The following is a 14,455-nucleotide window of genomic DNA, read 5'->3' on the forward strand; positions in this document are numbered from 1 at the left end:
GGGCCTTCCCTCATGAGCCAATACGTCCTGCGTCGCCTGATGATCGCGATTCCGAGCCTGCTCGGAATCTCGGTCGTGCTGTTCGTCGTGCTCGCGCTCGCGCCCGGCGATCCGTTCTCCGAGCTGGCGACCAACCCGAACGTGCCGCCCGAGGTGCAGGCGGCGCTCCGGGCCAAGTTCGGCCTCGACGATCCGATCCACCTTCGTTACCTGCACTGGCTCAACGCCATGCTGCACGGCGACTGGGGCTTCTCCTTCGTCAGCCGGATGAACGTCGACACGCTCATCCTGCAGCGCCTGCCGGCCACGCTCTACGTGATCGGCTCGGCGCAGATCCTGGCGCTGCTGATCGCGATTCCGGTCGGCGTCTATGCCGCCACGAAGCCGTATTCGCTGTTCGACCAGATCGCCAACACGCTCGCCTTCGTCGGCTTCTCGCTGCCGACGTTCTTCACCGGCATCCTGTTCATCCTGATCTTCTCGGTCACGCTGGACTGGCTGCCGTTCGTCTACACCACCGACATCAAGGGCACCGGCATCCACTGGGTGCTGGAGATGATCCGTCAGGCGATCATGCCGGTGGCGGTGCTCGGCCTGTTCCAGGCGGCGTCGATGACGCGTTTCGTGCGCTCGGCGATGCTGGACGTGATCCGGCTCGACTACGTCACCACCGCCCGCGCCAAGGGGCTCGGGCAGGCCAAGGTCATCGTCAAGCATGTCATGCGCAACGCCATGATTCCGGTCGTGACGTTGATCGCGCTGCAGATGCCCGCGGTGTTCGGCGGCGCCATCGTCACCGAGCAGATCTTCCGCATTCCCGGCATCGGCTCGCTGCTGATCTCCTCCATCCTTTCGAACGACACGCCGGTGGTGATGGCCGTCACCTTCGTCTTTGCGTGTCTCGTCGTGCTGTTCAATCTCATCGCGGACGTGCTTTATGGCTGGCTTGACCCTCGCATCTCCCTCCGCTGAGCGGCGCGTCTACTCGCCCTGGCGCGAGACGTGGCGGCGCTATAGCCGCCACAAGCTTGCCGTGGTCAGCGCGTTCCTGCTGCTCGTTCTGATCCTGGCAGTCGTGCTCGGCCCCTTCATCTGGCGGGTCAAGATCGACGACATCGACATCGTCGCAGGCATGCAGGGGCCCTCGCCGGCGCATCCCTTCGGCACCGACGATCTCGGACAGGACATCCTCGCCCGCATGATCTATGGCGGGCGCATCTCGCTCGCGGTCGGCCTCGCCGCGATGCTGGTCTCGGTCTTCGTCGGTGTGCTGATCGGCGCGCTCGCCGGCATGTCGCGCGGTGCGCTCGGTCACGGGTTGATGTGGCTTACCGATCTGTTCCTGTCGCTGCCGCAATTGCCGCTGCTGCTGCTGCTGATCTACCTCTTCCGCGACGGTCTGAAGGCCGCGTTCGGTCCGGAGGGCGGCATCTTCATCCTGATTGTGCTCGTGATCGGCGGCCTCCGCTGGATGCCGGTGGCGCGGCTCGTGCGCGCCCAGTTCCTGTCGATCCGCGAGAAGGAATTCGTCGAGGCCGCGCGAGCGCTCGGGGCGAGCCCGGTGCGGCAGGTGGTACGTCACATCCTGCCCAATGCGCTCGGTCCGGTGATCATCGCCGGCACCATCGACGTCGCCGCCGCCATCATCGCGGAATCGACGCTGTCCTTCCTCGGCCTCGGCTTCCCGCCCGACACGCCGACCTGGGGCCGGCTGCTGTATGACGCAAAGGACTTTCTCGACATCGGCCCGCACTGGGCGCTGTTTCCGGGCGGCGCGATCTTCATCGCGGTGGTCGCCATCAACTTCATCGGCGACGGCCTGCGTGACGCGCTCGATGCGCGACGGGTGATCTGATGGCGCCGCTGCTCGAGATCAAGGGACTGAAGACCCACTTCCCCACGGACGACGGCATCCTCCAGGCCGTCGACGGCGTCGACATCTCCATCAACCGGGGCGAGACGCTCTGCGTGGTCGGCGAATCCGGCTGCGGCAAGACCGTCACCGCGATGTCGATCCTGAAGCTGATCGCGATGCCGCCGGGCCGCATCGCGGCGGGTCAGATCATCTTCGAGGGTCGCGACCTCGTGCCGCTGACCAGCAACGAGCTCGACGAGATCAGGGCCAAGGAGATCGGCTTCATCTTCCAGGAGCCGATGACCTCGCTCAACCCGGTGCTCACCGTCGGCGAGCAGATCGCCGAGAGCCTGCGCCGCCACGAGGCCGTGACCAGGAAGCAGGCGCTCGATCGCACCATCGAGATGCTGAAGCTGGTGCAGATCCCCAACGCCGAAGGCCGCGTGCACAATTATCCGCACCAGTTCTCCGGCGGCATGCGCCAGCGCGTGATGATCGCGATGGCGCTCGCCTGCAAGCCGAAGCTGATCATCGCCGACGAGCCCACCACTGCGCTCGACGTGACCATCCAGGCCCAGATCCTGGACCTGCTCCAGGACATGAAGGAGCGCTTCGGCATGGCGGTGATGCTGATCACCCATGCCATGGGCGTCGTCGCCGAAACCGCGCAGCGCGTCGTCGTGATGTATGCCGGCAAGGTGGTCGAAGAAGCGCCGGTCGATGATCTCTTCGGCAATCCCGGCCATCCCTATACGCAAGGGTTGATTCGCTCGATCCCGCGCATCGACCTCGACAGCGAGCACAAGACGCGGCTCGAGGCGATCGGCGGCTCGGTGCCGATCCTGATCAATCCGCCGGTCGGCTGCCGCTTTGCGCCGCGCTGCAAGTTCGCCATGAACGTCTGCACCGAGAAGGAGCCGCTGCTGCGCGAGATCGCACCTGGCCATCGCATGGCCTGTCATCTCGGCGATACAAACCTGGGAGGCGCGGCATGAGCGAACCCTTGCTGCAAGTCTCCAACCTGAAGAAGCACTTCCCCGTGTTCGGCGGCCTGCTGTCGCGCCAGGTTGGCACCGTCTATGCGGTCGACGGCGTGTCGTTCTCGGTCAATCGCGGCGAGACGCTCGGTCTTGTCGGCGAATCCGGCTGCGGCAAGTCGACGACGGGGCGCTGCGTGCTGCGCCTGATCGAGCCGACCGACGGCGAGGTCACTTTCGACGGCCAGGACGTGCGCAGCCTCGGCGGCAACGATCTGCGCGCGATGCGGCGCAACATGCAGCTGGTGTTCCAGGATCCGTTTGCCTCGCTCAATCCGCGCATGACGGTCGGCGCGATCCTCGGCGAGGCCTTCACCATCCATAACCTTGCGACTTCCGCCAAAGAGCGCGAGGAGCGCGTCGCGGGCCTGCTGGTCAAGGTCGGGCTCAAGGCCGAGCATATGCGGCGCTATCCGCACGAGTTCTCCGGCGGCCAGCGCCAGCGCATCGTGATCGCGCGCGCGCTGGCGGTCGAGCCGAAGCTGATCGTCTGCGACGAGCCGGTATCGGCGCTCGACGTGTCGATCCAGGCCCAGGTCATCAATCTGCTGGAAGACCTCCAGGCCGAGCTGAACCTCACCTATCTCTTCGTGGCGCACGACCTCTCGGTGGTCGAGCACATTTCCGACCGCGTCGCGGTGATGTATCTCGGCCGGATCGTCGAGCTGGCGAAAGCGAGCGATCTCTATCGCAACCCGCAGCACCCCTACACCAGGGCGTTGCTGTCGGCGGTGCCGGTGCCCGATCCAAAACTCAAGCGCGAGCGCATCTGCCTCAAGGGCGACGTGCCGAGCCCGATGAAGCCGCCGTCGGGCTGTCACTTCCACACCCGCTGCCCGATCGCCCAGCCGCGCTGCGCGGAAAGCGCGCCCGTGCTGAAGGAAGGTGCGGGCGGGCATTTCGTGGCGTGTCATCTGGCTTGAGGCTCCGAAAGCGAGTTCAGAACCTGTAGGGTGGGCAAAGCGAAGCGTGCCCACGATTCTGAAGACGTGGGCACGGCGCTGTCGCGCCTTTGCCCACCCAACGCACTTCCATCTTAGTCGAGAGGCACGCCGTACTCCGACAGCGCCTGCCTGAAGGTCTCCACGGAGTTGTGCTGATGCGCGAACAGGCCCGCCTCACGCGCGCCGGCGACGTTGGCTGCGAGATCGTCGACGAACAGGGCGGTCTGCGGCCTCACGCCGAGCTCCGAGAGGCAGAGGCGATAGCAGTGCGGGTCCGGCTTGGCCGTCTTGAATTGCGCCGAGGTGTAGATCCGGGCGTCGAACAGCGGGCGCAATTCCGGCAGCAGCGTGTCGATGTGGTCGGCAACCAGCGTGGTATTGTTGGTCAGCACCGCGATATCGACGGTCTTTCGTAGGCTTCCGGCAATGTTCAGCATCGCGCGATCGGCCTGCATTGATCGACGCCGGGCCTCCACCCACTCATCGAGAGAGAGGGGATAGCCGATGCGTTCGCCAAAACCTCGCAGATAGTCGGCGGCCTCGAGCGCGCCGGAATCGCCGAGCAGCTCGAATCCGCTGTCCCAGATCGCCTCATGGATGAACGCGCTGGTCGTCCCCGCGAGCTCCGCCAGATAGGCGACGCGCGTCGCCCTGTCGTAGTCGCAGAGGACATTGTCCATGTCGAAGAGGACGAGCTTGATGGCATCAGTCACGGCGACGCTCGCGCATTGGCCGAACATCCGGCCCTGGCGTGAGTCATATCCCGCCGGAACGCGGGCGACAAATCAGGTGCTGGCTAGGGCTGCGATGCGCGCCGCCGCGCCAGTTGATGCAGCACCGTGTCGACGGCCGGCACCGCTCCGGTCTCGCGCAGCCACGTGTCGGCCAATTCCCTCAATTCGCCCGGCGTCAGGCCGAACTTGCGACGGAACGCGCGGATGAAGGTGGAATCGCTGCTGAAGCGCATGTCGACGGCGAGATCGATCAGACGGCCGTCCTGCGCGGATGGCGATATCAAGCGCCGAAACGCGAGATTGAGCCGCTGCTCCCGCACATAATGCGCAAGCCCGCCCTCGGCCTCGAACAGCCGGTAGAGGGTCGCGCGCGAGATATGGAAGTGGCGGCAGAGCTCTTCGCTGGTGAGCGCATCGGTTTCGAGATTGTTCGCGATGCGGCGCTTGATCATCGTGAGGTAGAGGTGCCGCTCGGCGCGCTCAAGGCCCGCGACGATCTCGGCCGTCCCGCCGGCGGCGGCCGCCACGAGATCGGCGATCGCCTCGACGGTGGCTTCGGCATGGCCGATCGCGGTGTCCGTCCCGGGCTCGGACGGCAGGGCAAGCGCGGCGTAGTGGCTGGCGAGCAGGCGTGCATGAGGGTGATCCGACGGCAGCAGGGTTGCCGTCGCCGCATCCGGATGGGCAAGCCGAGGCGCCAAAATCGCGCGTTGCAGCACGATCGACATCAGATGGGTGCGGCCGCCCGCGGCGCGCAGCGCGGTCCGGTTTGGCTGCGCCATGTCGATGAGAACGATGTCGCCGGGCCGCAGCGTGACCTCGCGCCGGCCCGAGCTGAACTGCATCTCGCCCTCGACGCAGAGGGTGATCTGAAAATGATCCATGACGCCGCGGGCGACGTGCGCGGGCGTGCGGTCATAGTCCTGGTCGGTGGCACGCGTGTCGATCAGCAGGGCGTTGCGGGTCATCCTCGTCACCGTAGTGACATGGAAGTCGTCCTCCGCGGTGCGCGGAATGACCTCACAAATGTCGACCGTCATGGCCCGCAACTGCGCGAGCGCCTCCGGACCGCGCCCGGGATTGTCCGCCGCCGTGCTTCCGTTCAACGCAGTCCCGTCCACATCCCCTCGCGATGCGGAAGACCGCATGCAACTGATTTCTCGAGATCGGCGGCAAGCCAATGTCGGGTCTGGATGTAGCCATTCGGAAATCGGTGCGCAAGCGAGGTCGAGGTGGATTCCGTCACGCGGTCTTCGCGGGCCAAGGCACGACCTGTCCGGACATCACCAGCCGATCGCGGCCGCTGTCCTTCGCGGCATAGAGCGCACGGTCGGCCGCGGCGACCAGCGTGCTGAAGTCCGTGGAGGTCAGAGACGGAAGTCCGGTTGCGGCGCCGACGCTTACCGTGACCAGCCGGGAGGGCGGATTCTGCGCATGCAGCATGGCAAGATCGTGCAGCGCCTGGCGAACCGCTTCCGCGACCTCCACGCAGCCATCCGGACCTGTGTTCGGCAACAACACGGCGAATTCCTCGCCGCCGTAGCGCGCCGCGAGGTCGGCGGGACGCCTGGCCTGGGTGGACAGGATCCGGCCCAGCGCGCGCAGGCACCCGTCGCCCGCCAGATGTCCGTAATGGTCGTTGAATTTCTTGAAATGATCGACGTCGATCAGCAAGAGCGAAAGCTGCGTGCCGTCGCGCCGGGCGCGCGCCCATTCGTCGGCAAGGCGTTCGTCGAATGCGCGCCGGTTGGCAAGGCCGGTGAGACCGTCGGTCCTCGCAAGCGAAGCGAGCTTGTCCTGAAGATCCTTCTGCTCGGTTATGTCGCGCACGACCGCGACGACGCCGTCGATCGCGCCGCTGTCTGATGCCACCGTCACGTGCAGCGCCGCCTCCGCCCAGATCTCCCCTTTTTCGCGATGACGCTGGCGATAGACGAACCGCGCTTCCTCGGCCTCTCCGCTCTTCAGCGCGGTGATGGCCTGAGCGACCCGTTCCATGTCGTCGGCGTGAATGCCGGCCAGGGCCGACGTGTTCAGCAGTTCCTCGGCGGTCCAGCCGGTGATGCGCACGCATGACGGAGAGACATAGAGCAGCCGGTTATCCAGCCCGATCCGGGTTACCATGTCACTGGATTGCTCGGCCAGCAGCCGGAAATTTGCCTCCTTGGCGACCAGGGCCTGCGCCATGCGCTGTCGCTGCCAGAGCTGACGGACCAGGTAGGAGCCGATCACCGCGATCAGCAGGACGAGGCCGACGACGAAAGTTATGCGCGTGGCGGCGGCGCGTCGCCAGGGAGCCAGCACGTCGTCCTGGGACTTACTCGCCAGCACCATCAGGGGATAGCGGGTGCTGCGCTGGTAGTAGCTCAGGCGCTGCACGCCATCGAGCGGCGACTTGAAATAATAGACCGCTTCGGCGGGGCGGCTTTTCCAGCCTTTGAACAAGGGCGCATTGGACAGGTCGCGTCCGATGAAGGCGCCGCTCTCGTCTCGGCTGCGTGCCAGCATGATGCCGCCATTGTTGAGCAGCGATGCCGAGCCGTTCGGCCCTAGGTCGAACCGCTCGTAGAATTTGACGAAATAGCTGACGTCGATCGTGAGCAGGGCAACGCCGGCGAAGCCGCCGTCGGGATCGTTGATCCGCCGGGACGCCGTGATGATCCACTGGCCCCCGGAGCGGCTCTTGATGGGCGGTCCGATCAGCGTGCCCGTCTCCGTGGAGTCGCGATGGCGCTGGAAATATTCCCGGTCGCTGTTGTTGAGCTTGGAAAAGTCGAGGCGCTCGGTCGTGGCAAGCCACCGGCCCGTCGCGTCATAGACGAAGATGCCGCGGATGCGGTCCGATGATTTGCGCGTCGGCAGATAGGCCTGGAGCTTCGTGATCGTGTCGGGGCCGGTCCCGTCGAGTTCGAGCCGGTGGACCAGTCCAACCAGGAGCGTATCGACCAGCTCGAACGTATCGTCCGCGTGCTGGATCAGTGAATGTGCGAGGTTGGTGACGTCGATCTCGGCGTTCCTGAGGTCGACATTGCGAGCTTCCCATTCGCGCCAGGCGCTGAGGCCCAGGATCGTCACGCAGATCAGCCCAACGAAGCCCGCCGCCCAGAGCGGAAGGCGCGTCTTGCCGAATTCGCGGCTCGTGACCATCAGGCTTGCTCCAAATCGGGGCAAACCTCTCACTTTCGTCTTAACGGCCTCTTGCAAAATCTGCAATGATTGTGCGGGGTCCGTAATCAACCGGAAGGATTGCCGACACCCTCAGGGCCGGTCGGCGGAGCCACGCTACCGCAGTGCGACAATTCCGTTCTGCCGCCTGCCGTCTCATCCCTCCAGGGTGAAGCCGACGCGCAGCGTCACCTGATAGTGGCGCACGGCGCCGTTCTCGATGTGGCCGCGCGTCTGCACCACCTCGAACCATTTCATCTCGCGGATGGTCTTGGACGCGCGGCTGATCGCGTTCTTGATCGCGTCCTCGATCGAGGTTTCGGACGATCCGACGAGGTCCAGGATCTTGTAGACATGATCACTCTCGGTTGCGGCCATGGGTCTTCCCTTGTTTCATCTTGCAGCGGACAAACGCGCTCGATGGAACGTGCATGCGAGCGCATGGCGTTGACTCTGAACGGGCGTGGGCGCTTGGGGTTCCCAGTGCCCGATGGCCCCGGAGCGGAGGCGAGAAGAATGGTTTTCAAATCGCCCGCCGGCATCGGATGCCGCGGTTGCCCGCGCGAAGACGGATGAGCTAACCTCTGCGCATGTCGTGGCATCTTCGAGTGCGGTGATGATCGGCCGTTGGACGAGGGGCACTCTGGTTGCGATCGGCCTCGGCGTGCTGCCTGCGCCTTGTATTGCGCAGGATGAGCTCGATCGCGCGCCGGCGAGCATGGCCCTGCAGGTGACGACCGATCCTTCCACCATCGAGTGTCGCCGCCTGGACACGGTCAATCCAGCCTCGCTGGTGTTCCTGCCGCTGCGCCGGACCTTCAGCGAGGATTTTGACGAGCATCCGCTGTCGAACGGACGCTGGGTCCCGCATTATGCCGGCGGCGCGGCTTGGCCGGAGGCCCGCTATTGGGGCGGCGACGGCTCCGACTTCAAGCGCAAGACCAGCGCCAATGGCGAGCAGCAGATCTACGTCGATCCGCGCTATGCCGGCCGCGCGGCCGCGCCGCTCGGGCTCGATCCATTCAGGGTGAAGGACGGCGTGCTGTCGATCATCGCCAGCCGAACGCCGCCGGAATTGAAACAGCTGCTGTTCAACAACGAGTACATCTCGGGCATCCTGACGACCCAGGGCACGTTCGCCCAGAAGCACGGATATTTCGAAATTCGGGCCAAGGTGCCGGTCGGCCATGCGGTGTGGCCGGCGTTCTGGATGCTGGCGGACGATGGCGGCTGGCCGCCGGAGGTCGACGTGCTGGAAGGCCGCGGCGAACGGCCAGGCGATCTCGTGATGACGACCCATTGGCGGATTCCCTCGACCCAGAAGATCCAGTCCTGCGGCTTCGATTTCGCGGTCGGCGACGCCTCGAGCGTATTCCACAATTACGGTGTGCTGTGGCAGGAGGATCGGCTGGTCTATTTCATCGACCGCAGGCCGGTCTCCGACATCAAGGTGCCGATCGGCTTCGACGATCCCATGTACATGATCGTCAATCTGGCGATCGGGTCGAAGTTCTTTCTCGGCGTCGGTCCCGTCGACGCGGAATCGCCGTCGAGCGTCGCATTCGAGATCGACCGGATTTCGGCCTATCAGATCGATCTGGAGCTGGCACGGAGATAGCGATGTCAGCCGATGTCTCGCGGCGCCGTTTTGCCAAGCTCACGGGCCTCGCCGCGCTGGGCGTAGCCGCAGGTGTCCGGGCCGCGGAGAATGAAAAGTCCGCTTCGACCGACCGCCACGTGCCGGCGCCGTTCCCGAAGGATTTTCTGTGGGGAACGGCGACCTCGTCCTACCAGATCGAAGGCGCGGTCGGCGAGGACGGTCGCGGCAAGTCGATCTGGGACATCTTCAGCCACATCCCCGGCAACATCGAGGACGGCTCGACCGGCGACCGGGCCAACGAGCACTATCATCGCTACAAGGAGGACGTCGCGCTGATCAGGGCGCTCGGCGTCAAGGCCTACCGTTTCTCGATCGCATGGCCGCGCGTGTTTCCGGATGGGACGGGCCAGCCCAATCCCAAGGGGCTCGATTTCTACGACCGCCTCGTCGACGAACTGCTCGCGAACGGCATCGAGCCTTACGCGACGCTCTACCATTGGGACTTGCCGCAGGCACTCCAGGACCGCGTCGGGGGCTGGTCGTCGAGCGACACGTCGAAGGCTTTTGCTGACTACGCTGCGCATGTCGCCGCGCGTCTGACCGATCGGGTGAAGAATATCTTCACCGTGAACGAGGTCGGGCGTTTCGTGAATTTCGGCTATGGCTGGGGCATCGATGCGCCCGGTCTCAAGTTGCCGACCGCGCAACTCAACCAGGCTCGCCACCACGTCGCGCTGGCGCACGGGCTTGCCGTGCAGGCGATCCGCGCCGCCGGCCGCGCCGGCACCCGCGTCGGCGCGGCCGAAAACATCGCCGCCTGCGTGCCGGCGATCGTGACGCCGGAAAACATCCGCGCCGCCGAGATCGCGACGCGCGAGCTTAATGCCGGCTTTCTCGGCGTGGTGCTGGAGGGCATATATACCGACGGTTTCCTGGCCTATGCCGGCGCGGACGCGCCGAAATTCACTGCCGAGGAATTGAAGATCATCGGCGCGCCGAACGATTTCGTCGGCCTCAATATCTACGCGCCGCAATATTACGTCACGGCTTCCGACAGCGCGCCCGGCTTCCACGTGCTGCCGTTCCCCACCTCGTTCCCGCACATGAATTCGGAATGGCTGCGGGTCGGCCCCGAAGTGATCTACTGGGCGCCGCGCCTTGCGGCAAAGATGTGGAACATCGAGAATATCTACATCAGCGAGAACGGCACCTCGTCCGAGGACAAAGTCTCTGCCGACGGCCAGGTCTACGACCTCGACCGCATCATGTTCCTGCGCAATTACCTGTCCCAGATGCAGCGCGGGACCGCCGAGGGCGTGCCGATCCGCGGCTACTTCCTCTGGAGCCTGATGGACAATTTCGAGTGGATCTTCGGCTACGGCAAGCGCTTCGGCCTCTACCGGGTCGATTTCGAGACCCAGGGTGCCGAAGCTGAGCGCGGCGTTCTATCGGGATGTGGTGGCACGGAACGCGATCGGGGGGTGAGACTGCACCCTACGGATCCAGCTCCGTATCCCAGTACAGATAGTCGAGCCAACTATCGTGCAGATAGTTCGGCGGGAACAGGCGGCCGTTGCGGTGAAGCTGGTGCACGGTCGGGGCGAAGGCGTGCTGGCGCGGAAACATCTTGGCTTGCACCGGCGTGAGATTGCCTTTGCGCAGGTTACACGGCGAGCACGCCGCGACCACGTTCTCCCAGGTGGTCTGGCCGCCTTTGCTGCGCGGGATGATGTGATCGAAGGTGAGATCTTCGGGCGAGCCGCAATATTGGCAGGCGAAGCGGTCGCGGAGGAAGACGTTGAACCGGGTGAAGGCCGGATGGGTGGTCGGCTTGACGAAGGATTTGAGCGAGACGACGCTCGGCAGCTGCATTTGCAGCGTGGGGCTATGAACCGCCTGATCGTAATGTGCGACGATGTTGACGCGATCGAGGAACACCGCCTTGATCGCGTCTTGCCACGACCAAAGAGACAGCGGGTAGTAACTCAGCGGCCGGAAGTCCGCATTCAGCACCAACACCGGCCAACTGCCTTGCGAGACATGTGCGTTCAAGTAACGCTCCCGGCCTCCAATATACGCTGCGAAGCAGCATGTACTGACATACTACATGCAGCGTGACGGGATTGTGAAGCCCGCTGAGCGACTTATTCAGGTGCAAGCAATGCGGCGCCGGGGTGGCGAAAGCGCTCAAAAAGCCGCGATTTGGGGGAGGTGCGCGGCTGGCGCGGAACTGCCGTGACCAGTGCGTCGCGGCCTGCCGCGGCAGCTACTCCCGTACCCGTTCCAGCTTCTGCAAGCACCGCGTCGCGCGCACTGCGGCCGGCATCTCCTCGTCGGGAAAGCTGGTGTCCCAGTTGGTGACGCCGACCTCGCCGACATAGATGTCGCCCCTGGAATCCAGCGCGATGCCGTGGGGCGCCAGGAACTTTCCGCTCGCAACACCCGGCCCTTCCTCGCCGCCGAGGCGTGCGATGCGCTTGCCCTTGGCGTCCACGATCGACAGCCGCGGGCCGAGATTGCGCACATTGCGGTTGATGGCAAAGCCCGGGCCGAGCTCGCCGATCACGAAAGTCGGGCTCTTGGTCCCACCGCAACAGCACAGCGCGCAGGGCCGATGTAGGTTGTTCCACTGCGTCTCGTATTTGCCCTCGCCATTGAACACCTGCACGCGGTGGTTCTCGCGGTCGGCGACATAGACCCAGCCATCTGCATCGGTGGCAATATTGTGCACGATGTTGAACTGGCCGGGATCGGTGCCGGGCTCGCCCCAGCTCTTGAGCAGCTTGCCGTCCGGCGTGAATTTGTGCACGCGCGCATTGCCATAGCCGTCGGAGACGTAGATCTCGCCCTTCGGCGACAGCGCGGTGTGGGTGCAGCGGTGGAAGGGATCGCCGCTCATGAACGGCGCCGGCTTCTCGGGGATGCCGATCGTCAGCAGCACCTTGCCGTCCGTGGTGCATTTGCGCACGGTGTGGTCGCCGTCATCGGTGCAGTAGAGATTGTCGTCGGCGTCGATGTGCAGGCCGTGCGCGCGCGAGAACAGCCCTTCGCCCCAACTGCGCAGGAAACTGCCGTCGCGGTCGAGCACCACCATCGGGTGAGCACCGCGGTTGAAGACGTAGACACGGTCCTTGCTGTCGACCGCGACGGAGGCGACGTCGGTGAGCTGCCAGCCGTCGGGCAGTTTCGCGAAATTGTCGACGACGCGGTAGCGGTGCTCGCCGCTGCCGAGAATGGCTGGCATGGGTTCCCTTCCTTCAGTTGTTCCTGTCGTGCTCGTTGCATCCGCGCAATGACGAGGGGCTCAAGCAGTGCCCACCTCACGCCCCAAAATCCCTTCCTCGATCGCCTTGATCTGCAGCGCGAGATATTTCGAGTTGATCCGGCACTGCGCGAGGCTGCCGGCGATGAACCAGAGCCCGGGCTGCCTGGTGCGCGCATACATGTTGCGCAGCTCAAAACCGTCGCCAAAGCCCCAGATCGGGCCGACGCGGTCGGCGATGGCCTCGCCGAACAGCTTTCGCACCAGATATTCCTGCGGCTTGTAGCCGGTCGACAAGACGATGAGATCGGCGGGAAGGAGGGTGCCGTCCTTCATCCGTGCGCCCTCGGTGACGAAGCCCTCAATGTCGGCAAACTGCCTGAGCCTGATCTTGCCCTCGACGATCAGGTTGGAGCAGCCGACGTTGAAATAATAGCCGCCGCCGCGGGTGAGGTATTTGAACTGCCAACCGGTGCCGGCCTCGCCGAAGTCGAGCTTGAAGCCGACGCGGGAGAGGCCGTCGAGCAGCTCCTTGTCGAGCTGCTTCGATTGCTCGGTCAGCATCACATGCGTCTTCTTCGCCAGCGGCGTCGGCATCGAGGCCGCGATCAAATCATTATCCTCGAGCGTGCCTTCGTTGTAGGTCGCATAAGCGAGCTGCGCCGACGGCTCGATATTGGTGACCAGCGTGGCTGCGCGCTGTACCAGCGTCACCTCGGCGCCGCTGGAATGAAGATCCTGCGCGATGTCGTGACCGCTGTTGCCGGTGCCGATGACGATCGCGCGCTTGCCGGTCCAGCTCTCGCCATCCCCATAGCGGCTCGAATGAAGCAGCGTACCCCTGAAATTGTCGAGCGTCGGAATATCAGGAATATTGGCGATGCCGCTGACGCCGGTCGCCATGATGACATGGCGCGGATGCATGGTGCGCGTGCTGCCGTCGACGCGCCGCAGGGTGACCGTCCAGCGCCCGTTCGCCTCGTCATAGGCGCCGCCTGCGAATTCGGTGCCGGTCCAGAAGTTCAGCTCCATGGCGTCGACGTAAGCCTCGAACCAATTGGCGAGCTTGTCCTTGGGGATATAGACCGGCCAGTTCGGCGGGAACGGCATGTAGGGGAGGTGATTGACCTGCACCTGGTTGTGCAAGGTGAGCGCGTGATAACGCTTGCGCCAATTGTTGCCGATCCGCATCTCGCGATCGACGATCAGCGCATCGACCTTGAGCTGCTTCAGCCGGGCTGCGATCGCGAGCCCGGCCTGGCCGCCGCCGACCACCAGCACGGCCGGATCGCGATCGGCATAGTCGCGCGAGGCGCTGCGCAAATCGAGCCAGTTCGGCCCGCGGAAATCGCGGGAATAGGCCTGGCCGCGCGGCCGCGACGTGCCGAGCTGCTCCTCGAATCCCTTGAGCTCGTCGAGCGCGGTGAGCAGCGTCCAGGCCTTCGGGCGGTCGCCGTCGGCGGTGTCGGGAATCAGCCGCAGGATACCGCTGCCACGGCCGGTCGCGGTTTCGAACGTGAAGATCGTTTCGATGGTGTTGGTGCCGGCACGCGTCACCCAGCGCGGCGGCGCACGGTTCGGCGCGATCCTAAAATTGACTGGTGCCGCCTCGGGCGCGAGCGCGTCGAGCGCTTGCACAATCATCTCGCGGCCGGCGATCGTCTGCAGGTTCCAGCTCAGCGCCAACACGTCGCGCCAGAAGCTGTCGGCGAGGAAGAGGCGGTCCAGCGTGGCGGGATCGGGCCTGCCCAGCGCGCGCTCGAATTCATCGAGCCAGGCCTGGGCGCACGCGGATAGATCCTTGGTCTTGTCGAGCATGCGCGACCTCTTGGCCGTCTTTCGCGGCGTTTCCTCTGAG

12 protein-coding genes and 1 pseudogene are annotated in these 14,455 nt (G+C 64.9%); 6 read left to right on the top strand and 7 right to left on the bottom strand.

The genetic code is table 11. The annotated features are described in order from the left end of the window. The first annotated feature begins 12 nt into the window (after positions 1-12). Genes GA0061098_RS20790 through GA0061098_RS20805 form a run of 4 tightly spaced genes read left to right on the top strand, consistent with a single transcriptional unit; the run spans position 13 to position 3,815 of the window. On the top strand, positions 13-972 hold the full coding sequence (locus tag GA0061098_RS20790; protein WP_018316290.1) for an ABC transporter permease: 960 nt from the start codon (positions 13-15) through the stop codon (positions 970-972). After that, positions 938-1,855 carry an ABC transporter permease gene (locus GA0061098_RS20795; protein ID WP_018316289.1) on the top strand — a complete coding sequence of 306 codons (918 nt, stop codon included), beginning with the start codon at positions 938-940 and terminating at the stop codon, positions 1,853-1,855. The genes GA0061098_RS20790 and GA0061098_RS20795 overlap by 35 nt, the downstream gene beginning before the upstream one ends. Continuing rightward, on the top strand, positions 1,855-2,850 hold the full coding sequence (locus tag GA0061098_RS20800; RefSeq protein WP_091960192.1) for an ABC transporter ATP-binding protein: 996 nt from the start codon (positions 1,855-1,857) through the stop codon (positions 2,848-2,850). The genes GA0061098_RS20795 and GA0061098_RS20800 overlap by 1 nt, the downstream gene beginning before the upstream one ends. After that, the gene (locus GA0061098_RS20805) at positions 2,847-3,815 is read left to right on the top strand and encodes an ABC transporter ATP-binding protein (RefSeq protein WP_091960195.1); all 969 of its coding nucleotides are present in this window, start codon (positions 2,847-2,849) and stop codon (positions 3,813-3,815) included. Before GA0061098_RS20800 ends, GA0061098_RS20805 begins: the two co-directional genes overlap by 4 nt. A 113-nt stretch (positions 3,816-3,928) precedes the next feature. Here the strand turns inward: GA0061098_RS20805 and GA0061098_RS20810 are convergent, their stop codons facing one another. The 4 genes from GA0061098_RS20810 to GA0061098_RS20825 form a co-directional block, all read right to left on the bottom strand. Then, positions 3,929-4,576, bottom strand: coding sequence for an HAD family hydrolase (locus GA0061098_RS20810; RefSeq protein ID WP_091960199.1), 648 nt, complete (start codon positions 4,574-4,576; stop codon positions 3,929-3,931). A gap of 56 nt (positions 4,577-4,632) precedes the next feature. Next, positions 4,633-5,676: a helix-turn-helix domain-containing protein gene (locus GA0061098_RS20815; RefSeq protein WP_091960203.1), complete on the bottom strand. Its 1,044-nt coding sequence runs from the start codon at positions 5,674-5,676 to the stop codon at positions 4,633-4,635. Positions 5,677-5,812: 136 nt separating this feature from the next. After that, a complete protein-coding gene (locus GA0061098_RS20820) occupies positions 5,813-7,717 on the bottom strand; it encodes a sensor domain-containing diguanylate cyclase (protein WP_165637499.1) in 1,905 nt (634 codons plus the stop codon). A 174-nt stretch (positions 7,718-7,891) separates the two neighbouring features. Continuing rightward, a complete protein-coding gene (locus tag GA0061098_RS20825; RefSeq protein ID WP_018316283.1) occupies positions 7,892-8,113 on the bottom strand; it encodes a dodecin in 222 nt (73 codons plus the stop codon). Positions 8,114-8,351: 238 nt separating this feature from the next. Between GA0061098_RS20825 and GA0061098_RS20830 the strand changes: the two genes are divergently transcribed. Both GA0061098_RS20830 and GA0061098_RS20835 read left to right on the top strand, forming a co-directional pair. Then, a complete protein-coding gene (locus GA0061098_RS20830; protein ID WP_091960207.1) occupies positions 8,352-9,353 on the top strand; it encodes a glycoside hydrolase family 16 protein in 1,002 nt (333 codons plus the stop codon). A 2-nt stretch (positions 9,354-9,355) separates the two neighbouring features. Continuing rightward, positions 9,356-10,820 (top strand): annotated as a pseudogene (locus GA0061098_RS20835) (GH1 family beta-glucosidase). Positions 10,821-10,829: 9 nt separating this feature from the next. On the opposite strand, the gene GA0061098_RS20840 reads toward GA0061098_RS20835, so the two are convergent. The 3 genes from GA0061098_RS20840 to GA0061098_RS20850 all read right to left on the bottom strand — a co-directional run bounded on the left by GA0061098_RS20840 (position 10,830) and on the right by GA0061098_RS20850 (position 14,415). Further along, complete coding sequence (locus tag GA0061098_RS20840; RefSeq protein ID WP_018316280.1) at positions 10,830-11,387, bottom strand: HNH endonuclease; 558 nt, start codon at positions 11,385-11,387, stop codon at positions 10,830-10,832. Between the two features lie 214 nt (positions 11,388-11,601). Then, a complete protein-coding gene (locus GA0061098_RS20845) occupies positions 11,602-12,579 on the bottom strand; it encodes a peptidyl-alpha-hydroxyglycine alpha-amidating lyase family protein (protein ID WP_091960211.1) in 978 nt (325 codons plus the stop codon). 60 nt (positions 12,580-12,639) lie between these two features. Next, positions 12,640-14,415: a flavin-containing monooxygenase gene (locus tag GA0061098_RS20850; protein WP_129590904.1), complete on the bottom strand. Its 1,776-nt coding sequence runs from the start codon at positions 14,413-14,415 to the stop codon at positions 12,640-12,642. Between the last annotated feature and the right edge of the window lie 40 nt (positions 14,416-14,455).

The organism is Bradyrhizobium shewense, from assembly GCF_900094605.1.
Lineage (GTDB): Bacteria > Pseudomonadota > Alphaproteobacteria > Rhizobiales > Xanthobacteraceae > Bradyrhizobium > Bradyrhizobium shewense.

What these genes read in the sequence shown, in the direction of transcription:
- GA0061098_RS20790 (WP_018316290.1), top strand. Translation starts at nt 13, where the DNA reads ATGAGCCAATACGTCCTGCGTCGCCTGATGATCGCGATTCCGAGCCTG.
- GA0061098_RS20795 (WP_018316289.1), top strand. Translation starts at nt 938, where the DNA reads ATGGCTGGCTTGACCCTCGCATCTCCCTCCGCTGAGCGGCGCGTCTAC.
- GA0061098_RS20800 (WP_091960192.1), top strand. Translation starts at nt 1,855, where the DNA reads ATGGCGCCGCTGCTCGAGATCAAGGGACTGAAGACCCACTTCCCCACG.
- GA0061098_RS20805 (WP_091960195.1), top strand. Translation starts at nt 2,847, where the DNA reads ATGAGCGAACCCTTGCTGCAAGTCTCCAACCTGAAGAAGCACTTCCCC.
- GA0061098_RS20810 (WP_091960199.1), bottom strand. Translation starts at nt 4,576, where the DNA reads ATGTTCGGCCAATGCGCGAGCGTCGCCGTGACTGATGCCATCAAGCTC.
- GA0061098_RS20820 (WP_165637499.1), bottom strand. Translation starts at nt 7,717, where the DNA reads ATGGTCACGAGCCGCGAATTCGGCAAGACGCGCCTTCCGCTCTGGGCG.
- GA0061098_RS20825 (WP_018316283.1), bottom strand. Translation starts at nt 8,113, where the DNA reads ATGGCCGCAACCGAGAGTGATCATGTCTACAAGATCCTGGACCTCGTC.
- GA0061098_RS20830 (WP_091960207.1), top strand. Translation starts at nt 8,352, where the DNA reads ATGATCGGCCGTTGGACGAGGGGCACTCTGGTTGCGATCGGCCTCGGC.
- GA0061098_RS20845 (WP_091960211.1), bottom strand. Translation starts at nt 12,579, where the DNA reads ATGCCAGCCATTCTCGGCAGCGGCGAGCACCGCTACCGCGTCGTCGAC.
- GA0061098_RS20850 (WP_129590904.1), bottom strand. Translation starts at nt 14,415, where the DNA reads ATGCTCGACAAGACCAAGGATCTATCCGCGTGCGCCCAGGCCTGGCTC.